The 19,460-nt window shown below is 42.0% G+C and carries 15 protein-coding genes and 1 other RNA gene; 14 read left to right on the top strand and 2 right to left on the bottom strand.

The window, feature by feature from the left end:
* Positions 1-505: 505 nt before the first annotated feature.
* Positions 506-1,321: a nitroreductase family protein gene (locus HMPREF0873_RS05155; protein WP_004694890.1), complete on the top strand. Its 816-nt coding sequence runs from the start codon at positions 506-508 to the stop codon at positions 1,319-1,321.
* Between the two features lie 72 nt (positions 1,322-1,393).
* Here the strand turns inward: HMPREF0873_RS05155 and HMPREF0873_RS05160 are convergent, their stop codons facing one another.
* The gene (locus HMPREF0873_RS05160; RefSeq protein WP_004694891.1) at positions 1,394-2,212 is read right to left on the bottom strand and encodes a MetQ/NlpA family ABC transporter substrate-binding protein; all 819 of its coding nucleotides are present in this window, start codon (positions 2,210-2,212) and stop codon (positions 1,394-1,396) included.
* Between the two features lie 261 nt (positions 2,213-2,473).
* Here HMPREF0873_RS05160 and HMPREF0873_RS05165 point away from each other — a divergent pair, with 261 nt between their 5' ends.
* The 3 genes from HMPREF0873_RS05165 (at position 2,474) to HMPREF0873_RS05175 (ending at position 4,737) form a co-directional block, all read left to right on the top strand.
* Positions 2,474-3,640 carry an iron-containing alcohol dehydrogenase gene (locus tag HMPREF0873_RS05165; protein WP_008714807.1) on the top strand — a complete coding sequence of 389 codons (1,167 nt, stop codon included), beginning with the start codon at positions 2,474-2,476 and terminating at the stop codon, positions 3,638-3,640.
* Between the two features lie 100 nt (positions 3,641-3,740).
* On the top strand, positions 3,741-4,406 hold the full coding sequence (locus tag HMPREF0873_RS05170) for an AzlC family ABC transporter permease (protein WP_008714808.1): 666 nt from the start codon (positions 3,741-3,743) through the stop codon (positions 4,404-4,406).
* The gene (locus HMPREF0873_RS05175; protein WP_038125671.1) at positions 4,399-4,737 is read left to right on the top strand and encodes a branched-chain amino acid transporter permease; all 339 of its coding nucleotides are present in this window, start codon (positions 4,399-4,401) and stop codon (positions 4,735-4,737) included. Before HMPREF0873_RS05170 ends, HMPREF0873_RS05175 begins: the two co-directional genes overlap by 8 nt.
* Before the next feature lie 55 nt (positions 4,738-4,792).
* On the opposite strand, the gene HMPREF0873_RS05180 is transcribed toward HMPREF0873_RS05175, so the two are convergent.
* Positions 4,793-5,644 carry an aldo/keto reductase gene (locus HMPREF0873_RS05180; RefSeq protein WP_050756201.1) on the bottom strand — a complete coding sequence of 284 codons (852 nt, stop codon included), beginning with the start codon at positions 5,642-5,644 and terminating at the stop codon, positions 4,793-4,795.
* A 111-nt stretch (positions 5,645-5,755) separates the two neighbouring features.
* On the opposite strand from HMPREF0873_RS05180, the gene HMPREF0873_RS05185 reads away from it, so the two are divergent.
* From HMPREF0873_RS05185 to HMPREF0873_RS05225, 10 genes are all read left to right on the top strand, one after another.
* Positions 5,756-6,871: an efflux RND transporter periplasmic adaptor subunit gene (locus HMPREF0873_RS05185; RefSeq protein ID WP_038125672.1), complete on the top strand. Its 1,116-nt coding sequence runs from the start codon at positions 5,756-5,758 to the stop codon at positions 6,869-6,871.
* Between the two features lie 101 nt (positions 6,872-6,972).
* Complete coding sequence (locus HMPREF0873_RS05190; RefSeq protein ID WP_316062400.1) at positions 6,973-7,908, top strand: phosphatidylglycerol lysyltransferase domain-containing protein; 936 nt, start codon at positions 6,973-6,975, stop codon at positions 7,906-7,908.
* A gap of 205 nt (positions 7,909-8,113) precedes the next feature.
* Positions 8,114-9,307 (top strand): enhanced intracellular survival protein Eis, encoded by a 1,194-nt coding sequence (gene eis / locus HMPREF0873_RS05195; RefSeq protein ID WP_008714812.1) that lies wholly within the window; start codon positions 8,114-8,116, stop codon positions 9,305-9,307.
* Between the two features lies 1 nt (position 9,308).
* Positions 9,309-10,178: an RluA family pseudouridine synthase gene (locus tag HMPREF0873_RS05200; RefSeq protein ID WP_038125674.1), complete on the top strand. Its 870-nt coding sequence runs from the start codon at positions 9,309-9,311 to the stop codon at positions 10,176-10,178.
* A 315-nt stretch (positions 10,179-10,493) separates the two neighbouring features.
* Positions 10,494-15,074, top strand: a complete 4,581-nt coding sequence (gene gltB / locus HMPREF0873_RS05205; protein WP_038125676.1) for a glutamate synthase large subunit — start codon at positions 10,494-10,496, stop codon at positions 15,072-15,074.
* A 116-nt stretch (positions 15,075-15,190) separates the two neighbouring features.
* Positions 15,191-15,290, top strand: an RNA gene (gene ffs / locus HMPREF0873_RS09885) — signal recognition particle sRNA small type.
* A gap of 167 nt (positions 15,291-15,457) precedes the next feature.
* Positions 15,458-18,136, top strand: coding sequence for a DNA polymerase III subunit gamma/tau (gene dnaX / locus HMPREF0873_RS05210; protein WP_008714815.1), 2,679 nt, complete (start codon positions 15,458-15,460; stop codon positions 18,134-18,136).
* A gap of 141 nt (positions 18,137-18,277) precedes the next feature.
* Complete coding sequence (locus HMPREF0873_RS05215; protein ID WP_008714816.1) at positions 18,278-18,607, top strand: YbaB/EbfC family nucleoid-associated protein; 330 nt, start codon at positions 18,278-18,280, stop codon at positions 18,605-18,607.
* Positions 18,608-19,204 (top strand): recombination mediator RecR, encoded by a 597-nt coding sequence (gene recR, locus HMPREF0873_RS05220; protein WP_008714818.1) that lies wholly within the window; start codon positions 18,608-18,610, stop codon positions 19,202-19,204.
* Between the two features lie 4 nt (positions 19,205-19,208).
* Complete coding sequence (locus HMPREF0873_RS05225) at positions 19,209-19,460, top strand: hypothetical protein (RefSeq protein WP_008714821.1); 252 nt, start codon at positions 19,209-19,211, stop codon at positions 19,458-19,460.

Raw genomic sequence — 19,460 nt, forward strand, 5'->3', positions numbered from 1 at the left:
AGCTACATCTGATATTTACTCAATATGCTTTTATAATTAGAGGAGCGGAGAGGCGAGAGCGGCTAAGTAGTTTTGACTGAATTTGCATCAAGACTAGCCAGTAGATTAGCCTCTGGCTAGTCCTTCCCATACGGTGGGCATGGCGCCACTACTATACAGTTTATTATAATGTGTAAAATGATAGTGTTTTCTATGATTTATTTCAAGGTGTAATTGTAATGACTCTATATAAGTATTAGCTAGATTATTTACGCTTTTGGATGGGACATCTTTATAAATATAGTGATAAAAAAGTAAGAATACGCTTGTGCAGAGACTTTGCGAAGAACGGAGCAAGCAAGCGTATTTTTACCAAGTTGTACTAACGAGATGGGGCCCCATCCTAAAAGCGGATGAACAAATGTTAGTTGAGTCCCAATACAATAAGAATAATTGTTTAAAACTAGATATGACTTGATTTTGTATGTTATAATAGGCTTTATAGTAGTATTTGGAGGATATTCAGATGTTATTTACCGTCAATACAGAAGTCTGTACACGATGCGGCCTTTGCGTTGCTGACTGTCCGACCGGATTGCTGGTGATGTCCGATGCTGGACCTGTAACTGGCAGGGGAGGTTGTATCTCCTGTGGGCATTGTATTTCCGTATGCCCAACGCTTGCTCTTGATAGCGATATGACACCGCGTAAGGAGCAAATCGATATTACAAAGGAACCTAAGTTAACGCCTGAGCAAGCTGAGCTATTCATGCGTAGTCGTCGCTCTATTCGTAACTATCAAAATAGACCAGTCCCTGTAGAGCTCATTCGCAAAGTGCTAAACGTTGCAAGAATGGCGCCAACAGCGACTAACACACAAGGTATTTCGTATATAGTAATCCGAGATAAACAAACGTTGCGCCGTATTGCTGATCTTGTTCTAGAGTGGATGCATCTGGCTGCAAAAACAGTACCGATTATGCGTCTCTATGCTCGTGCTGCTCAAGCAGAGGTAGATAAAGGCAAGGAGTATATCTTGCGCGATGCGCCGGCTCTCGTAGTGGCAATTGGCTCTAAAAAAGATATTCATCGTACCCATGATAGTGGTCACTCTTGCTTGTCTTATGCTGAGCTATATGCGCCGACTTTAGGCCTTGGTACTTGTTGGGCTGGTTTCTTTGAACATGCTGGAGAAGCTGAATACCAACCATTATTAGATGAATTAGGTGTACCTGATGATAAAATTGTAGCTGGTGGCATTCTTATGGGATATCCTAAAGTACGATATCGCAATATTGTAGAGCGTCAACCATTAGATGTTACATTTGATACAGAAGAGTAAAAAAGAGATGCCCCAATGATTGTAATCATTGGGGCATCTCTTTTTAGTTATATAGTGACGATATAAACTTTATTAGTTGGCAGTTGTAATAGTGCCTTTGAATGTTTCGTCGATGTATTGTTTAATAGCATCAGATTTGTAAATATCTGCAATTTTTTTGTATGTTTCGTTGTCTTTGTCTTCACTACGAACTGCAAGTACGATAACTGTTAGTGGTTCATCTTTAGATTCGAAGAAGAAACCTTGTTTTTCTACACTAAGACCAGCACTTTGCACATAGTTCATTGGAATAACTGCAATTGTTACATCATCTAGACTACGAGGTAATTGAGCTGCTTCTAGTTCTTGAATCTTTATATTCTTCGGGTTAGATGTGATATCTGCAACTGTTGCTTTGAAGCCGACACCATCTTTTAACGTAATTAATCCAGCTTTAGCTAATAATGCTAATGCACGACCACCATTAGTAGGGTCATTTGGGATAGAAACAGTAGCGCCTTCAGGTACATCTTGTACGCTGTGTACGCTATTACTATATAAGCCCATACGCACCAAAATTGTTTTACCGATTGCTACTAAGTTGGAACCATTTTGTTTGTTAAAGTTTTCCATAAATGGTACATGTTGATAAGCATTCAGTTGAATATCGCCATCTGCAAGGGCTTTATCAGGTGTTACATAGTCTGAGAATTCAACTACTTTAAGATCGATTCCTTGTTTTTTAGCTTCTTTTGCTACAGCTTCAGCTACTTGTGCATGAGGACCAGATGTAGCACCTATTTTGATTTCTTTTTGTGTTTGTGTTGATTGATTTGATGTACTACCACAACCAGCGATAGCAAATGCAAGAGCACCGATAAGTAATGGTGCTAACAATGTTTTTAATTTCATATAATCATCCCTTTCAAGTCTTATAATGGTTATATCCTATCATGGATGAAGGGGATTTGTATATGATAAAAGCATATCAGTTAGCTATAGATTAAAACTATGGTGAAATTCTAGCTCATTTATAATACAATTCAATATAATATATTGATTAATGTGTTATATTGAATGTGTGATCGCTAGGTAGTAAATTTATATTTTAAATATTTTTGTATAATTCTAATATGGATTCATATATCTATATGTCGGATTAATGGAGGATGTATGTATAATTTTGATTTTTATAACCCTACACATATCGTATTTGGTAAAGACCGTTTAGATGAATTAGATACATTGGTACCAAAGGATGCAAAGGTGCTCATTACTTATGGTGGTGGCTCCGCTGTGCACAGTGGTCTTATTGATCGCATTGTGAAAGCTCTTGGTAACCGCAAGGTTGAGCAGTTTGGTGGTATTGAGCCAAACCCATCTCTTGAAACTTGTGAACGTGCGGTAGCTTTCATTAAAGAACATGGCGTAGATTTCGTTCTCGCTGTAGGCGGCGGTTCTGTAGTAGATGCTACAAAACTTATCGTTATGGGTGCTACCTATGATGGTCCCGTTATTGAGGTAATGAAAGTTGGTGTGCGAGAGGTTCCGGTAGACATGGTACCAAATCCATTACCATTTGGCACAGTTATGACACTACCTGCAACTGGTTCCGAAATGAACAATGGTGCAGTTATTACTTATGGTGACGGTAAATACCCTGTATTCAGTAGCTTAGTATTCCCTAAGTTCTCCATGCTTGATCCAACATTGACTTTCACCTTGCCTGAAAGACAAGTTAAGAATGGCGTTATCGATACCTTTGTGCATACCACAGAGCAGTATTTAACATACCCTGTAGAAGGTCGTATTCAAGATCGTTTCAGCGAAGGTATTTTAAAAACTATGATTGAAATCGGCAAAGAAACAGTAGAAAATCCAGAAAACTACGATATTCGTGCTAACCACGTGTGGGCCTCTACATTGGCATTAAATGGTTTAATTGGTGCCGGCGTGCCACAAGACTGGGCAACTCATCTGATTGGCCATGAGTTAACTGCGGCGTACCATCTTGACCATGGTATTACATTGGCTATCGTATTACCTGCATTGTTAGAAGTGAAAAAAGCAGACAAACTTGAAAAATTGGCACAATATGCTACACGGGTATGGCATATTACAGAAGGTACAAACGAAGAAAAAGCGGACAAGGCCATCGCTAAAACTCGTGAATTCTTCGAGTCCCTTGGCGTATCTACGCATTTGAAAGACTATGGTCTTGGTGAAGAAGCAGTTGATAAAATTGTGAAACAATTAGAGGACCATGGCATGACACAACTTGGTGAAAATGGTGATGTAACACCAGAAGTAGCTCGCGAGATTTTAATGCGTGCCTTATAATTAAGGGGATTAACAGTGTAAACTTGTATGATATGGAAAGGAGGCGCTCCCTATAAATAAAATAAAAAATAGAAGTGCATTTTCTTTTGCACTTCCTATTATGATTCCCATGGGGCTTAGTTTCCTCTTTCTTGGAGTAGGCTTTGGTTTGTATGCTACCAGTCAAGGGTTTCCTTGGTGGACCGCTCCTGTTTTAGCTAGTACCATATTTGCAGGCTCCATGGAGTTCGTAACTATTGGGCTGTTAATGGCAGGCTTTGATCCAGTGAATACTTTTATGTTGACCTTGTTTGTCAATGGGCGTCATTTCTTCTATGGTCTATCTGCACTACAGCGATATGTGCATATGGGATGGAAGTGGTTTCCTACAGTTGCGTGGATGTGTGATGAAAGTTTTGCAATTAATGTATCTACGAAGTTACCCGATGATGTAGATGAAAAATGGTTCTACTTCCATGTATCGTGGCTTAATTATATCTTCTGGGTTGTGAGTACTCTTGTAGGGGGATTGTTCGGCGATTTATTAGCATCTGTAGATTTGCGAGGTATTGGTTTTGTATTACCTGGCTTATTTATTGTTATATTCCTTGAAATGTTATTTAATGCTAAAAGTAATAATATTCGAGGCTTAGGTGCTGTTGGAGCCGTTGTAGCCCTAGCAATGCTTCTATTAACGGGAAAATCCTTATTTATGCTTGCTTCTATGGGGTGTATGCTCGTAGTATGTTATATAGCGTATAAGTGGGGAGGTGTACGCCTTGACTAGTTTAGAAATGGTCATTACTGTTGCTATTGTAGTAGCAGGTACATTGCTCACACGATTTGCGGCTTTTCTCATTTTCCCTCCCGGTAAAAAGGCGCCAGACTTTGTATTGTACTTAGGTAAGGCTCTACCTGCAGCGATTATGGGTCTGCTTGTTGTGTACACTTTTAAAGATATTGTAGTTCTAATATATCCTTACGGACTTCCTGAATTAATTGCATTCTTAGTTACAGTGGGGCTTCATATGTGGAAGCGAAATATGTTCATGTCTATTGGGGCAGGAACTGTAGCGTATATGATTCTTGTACAAGCCATATTTAATGTAACAAGATAAAATAAACCACGTATATCTATTCCTATGAAAGGTTAGATATACGTGGTTTTATGTTTTATTTTAGTTGTAAAAGTCTTTCAAGACCTGGTGCAGTATGATGGTCTTCCAAGAAGTCTTGTTGGTCTAATAATTCCATAACGTCCATGTCGATGTTAGTTAATTTGAAATCGAATACATCGAAGTTAGCTTCCATATGGCTCACGTTATTTGCCTTTGGCAATGGAATGATGCCGCGTTGGATGTGCCAACGCAAGATGATTTGATGTTTTGAAACACCGTATTTTTCCGCCAAGCTTTTGATGATTGGATGGTCAAAAATCGGTTGGCGGTCACGGGTAAATGGAGACCATGCCATACCTACAACTTGATGCTTTCTCATCAATTGTAAGAGTGATTGACGTTGGTTGAACGGGTGGCATTCGATTTGGTTGACCACCGGCTTTACATTGCAGTGGTACAGCAAGTCAATGAGGCGGTCTTCGTAAAAGTTAGATAGACCTAACCCACGGAGTACATTTTGATCGTATAATTCTTCCATGGCGCGCCAAGAGCCGTAGTAATCGCCCAAAGGTTGGTGAACGAGCATGATGTCGATATAATTAGTGTCTAAATTTTTTAGAGAGCTTTCAACAGCGCGCATCGTATTATCATAGCCTGCATTAGTGTGCCAGATTTTGGTAGTAATGATGATATCCGTACGTTTAACGCCAGATGCTTTGATGCCTTTGCCTACGGCTTCTTCGTTGCCGTAGTATGCAGCTGTGTCGAGCAATCGATAGCCTACGTTTAATGCATTAGTTACGGCTTGTTCTGTTTCCCCTTCGCTACCTGTTTTATATGTGCCATAACCGATAGAGGGAATAAAACTGCTGTTATTTAATATTCTAAAGTCCATCCGTTCTTCCATGAGAACCTCCGTTATATCCATTAATTAAAGGAATTAGCTTTCATACAATTCTGATTGATTTTATGATATACTAAGGTATTGATAAAAATCAATATGACAGGAAGTGACAGAATGAAATTAAATCGATTCTATTCTGTAGTTGCTATGCTTGGTGTTGTAATGATGGCCTTGGCCATTGCTGGTTGCGGTACAAAAACTGTATCCGTTGCTGATGTAACATACAAGGATATGCCGTTGCAGATTCATAATGATGCCAATGTAACGGCCCTTAATAAGGCGACGATAACGCCGACCTTGACGGGGCAGGTCGTGTATGCCGTGAAAGTAGGCGATCAAGTACAGCAAGGTCAAACTGTGGCAACTGTAGATACATCGGCTTTACAACAACAGCTAGCATCCTTGCAAGGACAATTAGCGCAAGCCCAATCACAATCATATGCCACAGCTGTGACGACTACGACTGCAGCATCTATAGACAGTACTCAACTGGAACAGGCTCAACGCATGCGTGAAGCGGGCATAATCACACAAAAAGAATATGATCGTATTTTGGAACGATCTCAACCACAAACTACAACAGTTACAAGCGGTGGTGGCGGAGGCATCAATACGGCGGCCATTGAGGCACAAATCGCACAAGTATCGGCTCAGATGGCGGCATCTACAATCGTGGCTCCTATAGCAGGCACTGTAACATCTATCTATAATGAAGACCGTCAAATGGCGATTGCAGACCGTCCATTTATGATGATTCAGCAATCTACTCCGATGGTTGCATCCCTCAGCATTCCTCGTGATGCGGCTATGAAATTAGGTACACCTGAAGCGAAGAATGGCATGAAGGTACTTCTCAAGGTAGGGGACCAAGAATTACCAGGTGAATTGACTTACGTAGATATTACTCAACCTGAAAATGTGCCAAGTGTTCTTGTGAAAGCCACTTTCAATAACGAGAAAGGCCTAATCAAGGCTGGTGAATTTTATACACTCGTTATTGAATCTAATGTGAAAGCCAAGATGCTGACCGTTCCAACTAAGGCGGTTCGGGAAAATCAAGATGGGAAATATGTATATGTATTGACTGAGAATAATACAGTTGATGTACGTGTTGTTGAGGTAGGCATCACTGAAGGCGATGACGTAGCCATTATTTCTGGCTTAAACGAAGGTGATAAGGTTATTACGACGGATGGCACCTTTGTATTAGGTGAATCTGTAAAATTGTAATTATGAGACCTAAGATTTTAGTACTAGATTGTTAGGATTATGTTTAAATGTGATGGAATCAAAACTTTCACAGATTGTGAAAGTAACCTCAAAAGAGGAATCTGATAGGAGGGATTATTATTTTAGAATTTAAACGTTTTGAATTGAGAGATAAACCATTAATCGACAAATATTTTGAACAACATCATTACGAAGCATCCGATAATTGCTTTACTACACTGTTTATGTGGCAAGATCCATACGGTATTCGCTGGGCTGAAGAGAATGGCGTATTGTATATCCAAGGTGGTGGCAAGCGTGAGCCATTCCTATTGCCTCCATTTGCTGGTAAAGATGCAAAGTTCCTTGATGGTTTGTTGCGTGCTAAAGAATGGTTCGTAGAAAATAAATTGCCGTTCCGATTTAAAGGCGTTAGCAAAGATGTAAAAGAACGCATGGAAGACCTATGTCCTGGTCGCTATGCATTTACACCTGACCGTGACAATTACGAATATATTTACAAGTCCGAAGATCTTATCAACTTGTCTGGTAAGAAATTCCGTCAAAAGAAAAACCATTTAAACCAATTTCGCATGCAATATTCTAACTATGAATATGTGCCAATTACAGATGATATCATCCCATTATGTCGTGAAACGGCAGCATCTTGGGTAGAAACGCATCATGAAGAAGGTATCGAAGATGAATTGGTAGCCATCAACTTGTTGTTTGATAACTGGGACGTGTTGGGTCTTAAAGGCGGTGCCATTAAATTATTCGGCCGTGTTGAGGCTTTTAGTATCGGTGAACTTCTCAATGACAGAATTGCTTTGATTCACATTGAAAAAGCAAATCCAGATATTCGTGGTTTGTATCAAGCTATCAATAATGAATTCATTCGTCATGAATTTAGCGAAGTAGAATTCATCAACCGTGAAGAAGATATGGGCTTGCCTGGTCTTCGTCAAGCAAAAGAATCTTATAACCCAGATCATTTTGCTGAAAAATATGACGCAGTATATGCTAACGAAGCAGATAATGCGACAGGTGGTAAATAAAATCTGAGCTATGAAGTCGATGTGCTTCATAGCTCATTTTGTTATAATAGAATTGTTAGACTATCTATTTGAATGTAACTATCGTATCATCATGGCGATATGGCCATATGGTGATGTGATGTGCTTAAATTAGATCAGATTAGATATTATACGCTGTGACGCGACAGATAGATAACGGCTCTTATGATATAACGAGGACATAATTATGGAATTTAGAATTGCGACGGCTCAAGATACGTCTCATGTGGAAAATCTATGGGCGTACTGCTTTGAACCAAAGGAAGATCCATTCTTTCAATATTATTTTACAAATTGCTATGAACCAGAGAATACAATGGTCGGGTTAGAACAGGACCAATTGTTGAGCACCGTTCATTTGCGTCAATATAATCTTAATGTACGTGGTGCCGTATTACCTACGAGCTATATGGTAGGCGTTGCAACGCATCCAGCAGCTCGCCGTGGTGGTGTAGGCGGTGCACTGTTAACTGCTGCACTAGAGGAGCTTCGTAAACGCGGTCAAGCTATGACGATTTTGATGCCATCCAAGGCAGCGTTCTATCAGCAATATGGTTGGGAACTTTATGCTCATCAATGGGTGAACACCATGTCGCTAGAAGACTTGCGCCCTATGACAGATAAAACGTTGAGCTTTGGCTTACTAAATAGCGTAGATCAATGGACTTTGTTAGATCCAGTATATAAAACATATACGGCTCGTCTTTCTGGCTACGCAGAACGTGGCGAAAAGGAATGGAAACGTTTGTTAGGCAGCTTCTTTGCAGAAGGTGTAAATGTTGCTGTAGTGCGCAACGATGACCATGTCATTGAAGGCTATGCAGTGTATCGTTTAGGTCAGCCTGAAATTCCTGTTTCTGAATTGGTTTACACGACACGCCGTGCACAACGTGCATTATTGAACTACTTCTATAATCACCGTTCTCAAGGCACTTCTATTCGTTGGAATGAAGGTCTTCATGATACATACTATCGCTTTTATCCTGATGGTAGAACTGGTCACGCTACGATGCCATATATGATGAGTCGTATTGTAGATGTAAAAGCTGCTTTTGAAGCAATTCCTGTCAATCAAGAGACATTGATGATGCCTATAACAATGACCTTTGCTGTAAAAGATGGGCTTTGCAGTTGGAACGAAGGTCGCTATGAAGTACAATATGGCAGTGCATTAACTCCATCCGTTAAAAAGATTTCTGATACGATAGAGGGGGAAACAGATATTACCATTGAGGTCGGTGCGTTGAGCCAGTTATTAATGGGCACAATTACGGCTCGAGACCTTGCGTTTGAAGGGAAACTTTCAGTAAGCGAAGAATGGTTAGACTATTTCGATATTCTCTATCCTGAACAAAAAACGTATATTAACGAATGGTGGTAATATGAGTTGGAAAACATATACGGTGAAAGAACCAACTGAGTTGACGGTTTCTAAATATGTAAAGGAACGATTTTCCTTATCCTCTCGGGATATCCAAATGATGTTTCGCAAGAAACGGGTAAAAGTTAATAGCCGTGTGGCTCATTCGCAGCGAGCACTTAAAAAGGGTGATGTATTAACCTTAGAATTACCACAAGATAAGGATTATGGAGTAGACGTAGAAAAAGGACCGATTACCGTTCTCTACGAGGATGCTCATACCTTAGTTGTAAATAAAGCTCCTTTTATGCTCGTTCATCCAGCAGGGCAAACAAAGTCTTGCACTTTAAGCAATTATATAGCTGGTTATTATGCGAAAAAGGGTGTAGTTCATAAGGTTCGCCCTGTGCATCGCCTCGACCGAGAGACATCGGGGTGTATTCTATTTGGTAAAACAAAGGAAGCACAACAATATTATACGGATGAGCTACAAGCAGGTCGTATCGATCGTATTTATACAGGACTTGTAGAAGGTCATATTGATGCGGATGGCATGGTAGATGAGCCTATTGGGGTAGATCCAGTATTCGATAATCGCCGTGTTATCGATGAGTTTGGTCAGCCTGCTCAAACGGAATATACCGTTCTCGGTTATGAAGGAGACAATACTCTGTTACGTTTTAAATTGTTGACTGGCAGAACTCATCAAATTCGGGTTCACATGGAACATATTGGACATCCTATTATTGGTGATGCTATGTATGGTACGCGCAATAAGCCCTATACACGCCAATGTTTGCACGCATCGGAGCTAACCTTTGTACCGTATGGTAAGGATGAAGCTATTACGATTACCTGTGAAGTAGGGGATAATTTTGGTCGAGAAAAATAACTGTTGATTTTTCCACTCAAAATAATAAGACTATCGTATTTATTGGATGAGAAGCTTATTATCCCTGTATCCTTGTATACAAAAAACAATAGTGATAAAAACTCATAGTCTATGCATGAAAAGCATAGACTATGTTTTTTTTATATTTTCAATTCACAGTGGACAGGAGTATACTGTGTATAGACATAAAATTCTATAGAATATTAAACTAAAAATTTTATAGAGAAATAGTTTGTTAGTTATACTTTTACCAAGACCGAACGGAACGATGCCGCAGTGCTTGGAATAATCAAGTGATATGAAGGAGTGCACGTTATGGATATGAAGCAAAGCACAATAGAGCAACAACGTCTAGATCAAGCTAGACTTGAAGCCAATGGTATGTACAGCAGCCAATTTGAAAAGGATGCGTGTGGTATGGGCTTCGTTGTTAATATTAAGGGAAAAAAGTCTCATGATATTATCGACGATGGTTTACGCATTTTGGAGCGCTTGGAACATCGTGGTGGTGCCGGTGCTGACAAGGACACCGGGGATGGTGCCGGTATTTTGGTACAAATCCCGCATGAGTTCTTCAAGCGCGAGTGCGAAGTGCTTGGTATTAACCTACCTGCAGCTGGCGAATATGGCGTAGGTATGGTCTTTGCCCATAAATATGAAAGTCTCCGTAACGAGCAAAAACGAATCCTCGAAGAGGTCGTACGTGAAGAGGGGCAAGTTGTTCTCGGTTGGCGTGAAGTACCGGTCGATGGTACAAAGGTTGGTAAAGAGGCAGCAGCGATTCGTCCTTGGATGATTCAAATCCTCATCGGCAAAGGTCCAGATGTAACTAACAATAAGGAATTTGAACGCAAATTATATATCATTCGTAAATTGGCGGAAAAACGCATTATTCCATTAAGCAAGGAATTATCCAGTGATTTCTATATCGCATCTTTATCTTCTAAAACCATTGTATATAAAGGTATGTTAACACCTGGTCAATTGCGCGACTTTTACCTTGATTTGAGCGACCTTGATTTTACCTCCGCATTGGCAATGGTTCACTCCCGCTTCAGTACGAATACATTCCCAAGTTGGGCTCGAGCACATCCTAACCGTTTCTTAGTTCACAATGGTGAAATCAACACCATTCGCGGCAATGTAAACTGGATCAATGCTCGTGAAGGTAAAGCGGAATCTCCATTGTTCCCAGATATCAAAAAGGTATTCCCTGTAGTAGATGATAGCGGATCTGACTCTGCTATGTTTGATAACACATTAGAATTCTTGCACATGACAGGCCGCTCCTTGCCTCATGCGATTATGATGATGATTCCTGAGCCTTGGGAACGCAATAATCTCATGAGTCAAGAAAAACATGATTTCTATGAGTTCAATAGCTTTATGATGGAACCTTGGGATGGTCCTGCGGCTATGGGCTTTACCGATGGTACAGTTATCGGCGGTGTCCTTGACCGTAACGGTTTGCGTCCTGCTCGTTACTATGTGACAACAGATGATCGCGTTATCATGGCCTCCGAGGTTGGCGTTGTAAACGAAAATGCTGAAAACATCCGCGCTAAAGGCCGTTTGGAACCAGGTAAAATGCTACTCATTGATACAGCGGAGCAACGTATCATCTCTGATGAAGAAATCAAACATCGCGTCGCTACTGAATTACCATACAATGAATGGGTAAAGGAACACGTTATTCATTTGTCTGAAATTACGCAAGCCGATGAAAGTACAATTCCAACAGTAGATGATTTATTCAAAGAACAACAAGCTTTTGGTTATACCCAAGAAGACCTTGTGCGCATGATCGTGCCTATGGCAAAAGATGGGAAAGATCCTGTTGGTGCCATGGGAGCGGACGCGCCTTTAGCTATCTTGTCAGATAAACCACAATTGTTATATAGCTACTTCAAGCAAATGTTTGCGCAAGTAACGAATCCTCCAATTGATTCTATTCGTGAGGAAATGGTTACATCTACACGGGTTATGCTTGGTAACTCTGGTAATTTAACAGAACCTAACAAAGCTGGTACCTATGCATTGTCCATGCGTACCCCAATTCTTACAAACCAAGAATTGGCATCCATTAAAGCTCTTGATTGCCGTCGCATGAAATCTGTAACCTTGCCAATCCTATTTGATCCAACTAAGGGTGCCGAAGGCTTGCGCGATGCATTAGATGAATTGTGTGCTAAGGCAGAAGAAGCAGCTCGTACAGATCAAAATGTATTGATTTTATCTGATCGTGGTGTCGATGAACATCATGCGCCAATTCCAGCGTTGTTGGCTGTAGCAGCCGTTCACAATCACTTGATTAGCAAAGTATTGCGTACAGAAATTGGTCTCATCCTTGAATCTGGTGAACCTCGTGAAGTCCATCACTTCTGTACATTAATCGGCTATGGTGTAACAGCTATCAACCCATACTTGGCGCTTGAAACTGTACGCGATTTGCAAGCTCGGAAACGCCTTGGCGATATTACACCAGAACAGGCAGAAAAGAACTACATCAAGGCCGCTGTAGGTGGTATTATGAAGGTTATGTCCAAAATGGGTATTTCCACAGTTCGTTCCTACCACGGTGCACAAATCTTTGAAGCGTTGGGTTTGAATACTAACTTTATTAACAAGTTCTTCGTAAATACACCAACACGTATTGGCGGTATTGGTCTTGGTGGGGTAGCACATGAAGCATTAGCTCGCTTTGAACGTGCTTTCAAATCCGATGAAACAGTACTCGAACCAGGCGGTTGGTATGGTCCTGTAAAAGATGGGGAAGAGCATCTATTCAATCCTAAGACAATCGAGCTTTTACAAGAATCTCTTATCAACGGCGACTACACAAAATATAAAGAATACTCCAAAGCGATTCGCAACGATTACCACGTTACATTGCGTTCCTTGATGGAATTGAACTACCCTGTAGGTGGCGGTATTCCTATTGAAGAGGTTGAACCGGAAGAGTCTATCGTAAAACGCTTTAAAGCGGGCGCTATGAGTTATGGTGCCATCAGTAAAGAAGCGCATGAAGCGATCGCTATCGCTATGAATCGTTTAGGCTCTACATCCAACTCTGGTGAAGGCGGCGAAGACGTAGCTCGTTTCAAACCATTGCCAAACGGCGACAGCATGAACTCCGAAGTAAAACAGATTGCATCTGGTCGTTTCGGGGTAACAGCGAATTATTTGATTAATGCAAAAGAGTTGCAAATTAAATGTGCTCAAGGCGCAAAACCAGGTGAAGGTGGTCAATTACCAGGCAAAAAGGTATATCCTGAAATCGCGAAAGCTCGACACTCCACTCCTGGCGTTGAGCTCGTATCTCCACCACCACATCACGATATTTACTCCATCGAAGACTTGGCTGAGTTGATTTACGATTTGAAATGCGTCAACAAAGATGCGCGTATTTCCGTTAAATTGACATCTGAAGCAGGCGTCGGCACGATTGCTGCTGGTGTTGCTAAAGCAAAAGCGGATAATATCTTGATTTCTGGTTACGACGGTGGTACAGGTGCGGCAGGTCGCACGTCTGTTAAACACGCTGGTGTACCTTGGGAATTAGGTTTGTCTGAAACACATCAAACCTTGATGCTCAATAGATTGCGTGACCGTGTTCAATTGGAAGTAGACTCCAAGTTGATGACTGGTTTCGATGTGGCTGTAGCAGCTATGCTCGGTGCTGAGCTATTCGGCTTTGGTACATTGCCACTTGTGGCGGTAGGCTGTAAAATGGCTCGTGTATGTAATCTTAATACATGCCCTTACGGCGTAGCCACACAAGACGAAAAATTGCGTGCACGCTTTACAGGTAAGCCTGAATATGTTGAAAACTTGATGATTTTCATCGCACGTGAATTACGTGAAATCATGGCTCGTTTAGGTATTCGCTCCGTAGCTGAACTCGTTGGTCGTATCGATCTTGTGCGTCAAAAATCTCAAGATGATAATTTCAAATTGTCTCGCGTTGACCTTAAACGCATATTGTTCCGTCCATACATCGATTCCTCTGTAGGCCATATGCATATGGTTGACCAAGATCACGAGCTGGAACGCACCTTGGATATGTCCAAACTCTTGCGTATGTGCCGTCCTGCTATTGAGGACCAAAAACCGATTCGCGCTAAACTGGCTATCACTAACATCAACCGTGTTGTAGGTACCTTGGTTGGTTCTGAGGTGACTCGTCGTTATGGTGAAAGAGGCTTGCCAGACAATACAATTAAGTTGAATTTCGAAGGCTCTGCAGGTCAATCCTTCGGTGCTTTCATCCCTAAAGGTATGACATTGGAACTCGAAGGGGATGCGAATGACTACCTTGGTAAAGGTTTATCCGGTGGTACAATCACTGTGTATCCGCCTAAAGCATCTATCTTTGAAGCGGACGAAAACATCCTAATTGGTAATGTTGCCTTCTATGGTGCAACCTCTGGTACATCCTACATCAACGGTGTAGCTGGTGAACGTTTTGCCGTTCGTAACAGTGGTATCACGGCTGTTGTGGAAGGTGTCGGCGACCATGGTTGTGAATACATGACCGGTGGCGAAGTGCTCGTACTCGGTAAAATCGGCCGTAACTTCGGAGCAGGTATGTCCGGTGGCTATGCGTACATCCTCGATTGCGATGAACGCTATGTAAATCCAGGTCTCGTAGAACTACGTCCTGCCAATAATGATGACCTTAAACGCATTAAAGAACTGGTAGAACAACATGTATTGCACACTAACTCCGCTAAAGGCCGTCATATCCTTGAAAACTGGAATAACTTTGTAAACAGATTTACAAAAGTTGTACCCGTAGCCTATGAAGAAATGCAAGCTGCTATTGAACGCTTCAAAGAACAAGGCTTGTCCTTAGAAGAAGCACAATTGGCTGCATTTAAAGAGAAATATGCATAATAATTTTTAATTTGATTGAATATCGTTTGGATAGGATATATGAAAAGCCTCTATAGCTTTGACTATAGAGGCTTTTTCATGTATAATATTTATATTGCAATATTGGATCATGGCAGTTCTCGGGCCTGTGCAATGGGGGCCTGTGAATCGTGTCAGGACTGAGAGGTAGCAGCACTAAGCGGTAACCTTCATGTGCCACGGGGAACCCGGGGGCTGTCGTGATCGAATATTGCAAGGCGGCCTGTGGGGCCGCTTTTTTTATGTCTAATTGATGGGCTCAAATGACTAGTATGAATTACTGATAAAACTCTATAAAATGAGTCAGATTTTCTTGAATATGGTATAATAAAGTATTATAAGTTTCGGAAAAAGGGGGTGTTCCAATGGCATATATTGCGCTATATCGTAAGTATCGTCCTCAGACATTTACCGATGTAGTTGGTCAGCATCAGGTGTCTGATACGTTGATGCGCGCTATCCGGGAGGATAAGGTAGCTCATGCCTATTTATTTGCCGGTCCTCGGGGGACTGGTAAGACGAGTATGGCGAAGATTTTTGCGCGCGCTATTAACTGTGAGCAGGGCCCAACGGATCACCCTTGCAACGAATGTAGTGCTTGTAAATCAATTTTGAGCGGCCAGTCCATGGATGTTCTTGAAATTGACGCCGCATCAAATCGCGGTATCGATGAGGTTCGTGCTCTTCGTGAAAGCGTCAAATTTATGCCTGTTGAGGGGCGTAAAAAGGTGTTTATCATAGACGAAGCCCACATGCTCACTACAGAGGCGTGGAACGCGCTTTTAAAAACAATCGAAGAACCTCCTGCTCATGTGATGTTTATCTTTGCCACTACAGAAATTGAAAAATTGCCTGTTACTATCGTGTCTCGTTGTCAGCGCTATACTTTTAGACGCATTACTTCTGATGACATCGCACAACGGTTATCTTACGTAGCAGAAAAAGAAGGCTTTGGTCTTGATTCTGCGGCGGCTCAGCTCATCGCTGTTCATGCAGATGGTGGTTTGCGTGATGCCTTGAGTATTCTAGACCAATGTGCAGGTATGGCAACGGGCTCTATTACACCGCAAGTGGTGGAAGAGTTAATCGGTCTCGTAAGTAAGGAATGGATTATTCACTTCCTAGATGCTTTGCGCAACGGCGATGGCCCTAAAGTATTATCCTACGTTCACGATGCATTGGCGGAAGGTCGCGATGCGACGCAGATTATGGAAGCCCTCATTCAACATGTGCGTGCCTTGCTCGTTGGTAAGGTGGCTCCTGATGCGGATGAGCTCAAGGTATACGATGCCTTTAAGAATGAGTTCCTAGCTCAGGCCAATAGTGTTGATTTCAATGAACTTAACCAATATGTACGCAGTGCTCAATCCATCATGAATGATGCGAAACAAGTGGATAATCCAAGAACCATCATTGAAATGGGTCTACTTGTGCTTTGCGCTAAATTAGGCTCTGTTGATGAAAGCTTAGAAGACCGTGTATATGCTCTAGAAAGTACTGAGCGATCTGAACGAAATGATTTATTGAACCGCATGGCTCAATTGGAACAACGAGGCCCAGCGGCTCCTACACCAGCTTATGGTGCTAATGCATTTGGTCCACCTAGCGGCTATGCGAATAGCTTTGTTCCTGTAGATAATGGTGCTGTACAGAATACTTCCATGAGTAGTATTCAAAACACTGCTGGTGACACTGTGCCACCTCCAAGTAGTGTAGGCATGATACCACCGCCTGCGAGTGTAGGTATGACGCCTCCACCGATGGGAGCACCAGGTAGTACACCGCCTCCGATGAATGGAGTGGGTATGGCTCCGCCACCAATGGGCGGCGTTGGCATGGTGCCACCGCCAAACAGTGGGGATACGGCTTCCCGAAAACCTACAAAAAACCAAGCTAAAGGTCGCGGTAAAAAAGGCATTAGTACACAGGCCATCATTAGTGACCAAATCCTGTCTGCTCAAGAGTATCGCAATGTACAATCCAATGTCATTAAATACTTGAAGGATAGTAATCGCAATATGACTTCTACCGTTATCGGTCAAGGTCAGCTAGTGTATGTAGACCAAAGCAAGGCGGTCATGGCCTTTAAAAATACATTACATCTCAATGTAATGACCAATGAAGTGAACTTGGCGGAAGCGGTTGATGCTTTCACCTATACACTGGGCTATGCAGTACACGTAGAAATCGTGGATGCCCTCACGCAAGTTTATAAAGACTATAAAAAGGCTGCTGGTAGCACCACACAACGCCAAGTAAAAGCACCCCAACGACCACAAGAACCGATGGTTGACGTAAAGACGACCTCTGGTGGGCAACCGACACAAATGGATTTAACCAATGATCCTCAAGAGAGTAAGCCTGATTCTGCAGCCGTGGACGCGGCTAAGGCTGCGGCTATGGCATTCTTAGCCAAGAAAACCGGCGGTGCTGTTGCAAATACAGCAGTTAGTGATAGTGCGAATACGACTACAATAACTGCATCAGAAACTGCAGTAGGAGCTGATGTAGAAACAGAGCCAGCATTCGGTAGTGATGTGCCGATTACAACTTTTGATGGCAGTCCATCTAATCAGGTCCCCGATGGTGAGATTCCTATTGAGTCTCTAGCGGGTTCTATTGAAGGGGATGATATTCCAGTTCATTCCTTTGATGATGTGCCTATAGATGATATGGAGGATTCTTATGTATCATCCTTAGATGATATGCCGCCACATCCATTAGATAGTGTGACTGTTATCAGCGAGGATGGTGAAGTGTTAGAGCGCCCTATGGATAGCGGTGCACATATCGAGGTTGAAGCTGTCCCAAAGTCTGATGGGGGTGAACCTCATGAGGAAACCCTGCATCAAAGTGATGACAAAGTTATGCTTTCATCAGCACCTATTGAAGTAGAGGCTATCGATAGTGTTACGGTGGCTCGAGAATACGCCTGGGATCCAGAGCATATGACAGAAGAGGAACGAAACAATCCTCTCTTGGCGGAAACATTAGAAAAATTATCTGAAGACCATGACATCATAGTCGAGGTTATCGAAGAATAGATAAAAAAGCAATTATTATATAATGACCTTTGGCCTTAGGGCTATTAGGGGCCACATATGTTATAAACCTATGTCATATAGTATTAATGATATGGACTTAGAATATTAGTATAGGACGATGTCCTAAAAGGAGGAAATACAATGTTTGGTAAAGGTATGGGCAATATGACTGGCATGATGAAAAAAGTTCAAAAAATGCAAGCAGATATGAAGAAAATGCAAGAAGAGTTAAAAACTCGTACTGTAGAAGCTTCCGTAGGTGGCGGTGCCGTAACTGTTGTGATGAATGGCGAAAAAATCATCGAATCTTTGAAATTGAATCCTACAGCTGTTGATCCTGAAGATGTAGAAATGTTAGAGGATCTAGTAATGGCTGCGGTAAACGAAGCTAGCAAAAAAGTAGACGACCTCTTGGCTCAAGAAATGGGCAAAGTGACTGGTGGTCTAAACTTGCCAACAGGTTTATTCTAAATGACAAACGCTTTAGAACGGCTCGTAGAACAGCTGCGCCGCTTGCCTGGCATCGGCTCCAAGTCGGCTAGACGCTTGGCTTATCATTTGGTAGAAATGCCGAAGGAAGAGGTAGACCGCCTCGTGGAAACTATCGTAGAAGCGAAGGGGGCTACGCGTCACTGTTCTATTTGCTTTAACTTATCAGCTCAAGATCCTTGCGAATTCTGTAGCAATCCAAATCGCGACCAAACGACGATTATGGTTGTTGAAACATCTCGCGATGTGATTGCTATCGAGCGCAGTGGTGATTATAAGGGCTTGTATCATGTATTGGAAGGCGCTTTATCCCCTATGGAGGGCATCGGTGCCGATGATATTCGCGTAAAAGAATTGATTGCACGCCTTCGTGATGGTGTTGTACAAGAGGTGATCCTCGCGACAGACCCAGATATCGAAGGGGAAGCAACAGCTCTGTATTTGGCGCGCTTATTAACTCCAAGTGGCATCAAGGTAACGCGCATTGCCCGCGGTGTTCCTGTGGGCGGCGATATTGAATATGCCGATGAATTAACGCTAGGCGGTGCCGTAGTGAACCGTCAAGAAATGAAAGGATAGTAGTATGGGAGCTTTATTAGCATCACCGATTATATCGGCGGTTATTTCCATTGCTGTAGCCTACATTGCTTTCAAGGTAGCATTTTTCACCATTAAACGGGTGGCTATGAATGTTGTGATTGGTGGCTTAACCTACTGGGTATGTGTTCATGTACTTGAGATTCCAATGGATATTGGAGTTGGTATTTGGGCATTAACAGCAATTTTAGGTCCTATTCCTATGGTCTTAGCTGCTATATATTACGGCATTAAATAA

The organism is Veillonella sp. 3_1_44 (assembly GCF_000163715.1).
GTDB classification, from domain to species: Bacteria; Bacillota; Negativicutes; order Veillonellales; family Veillonellaceae; genus Veillonella; species Veillonella parvula_A.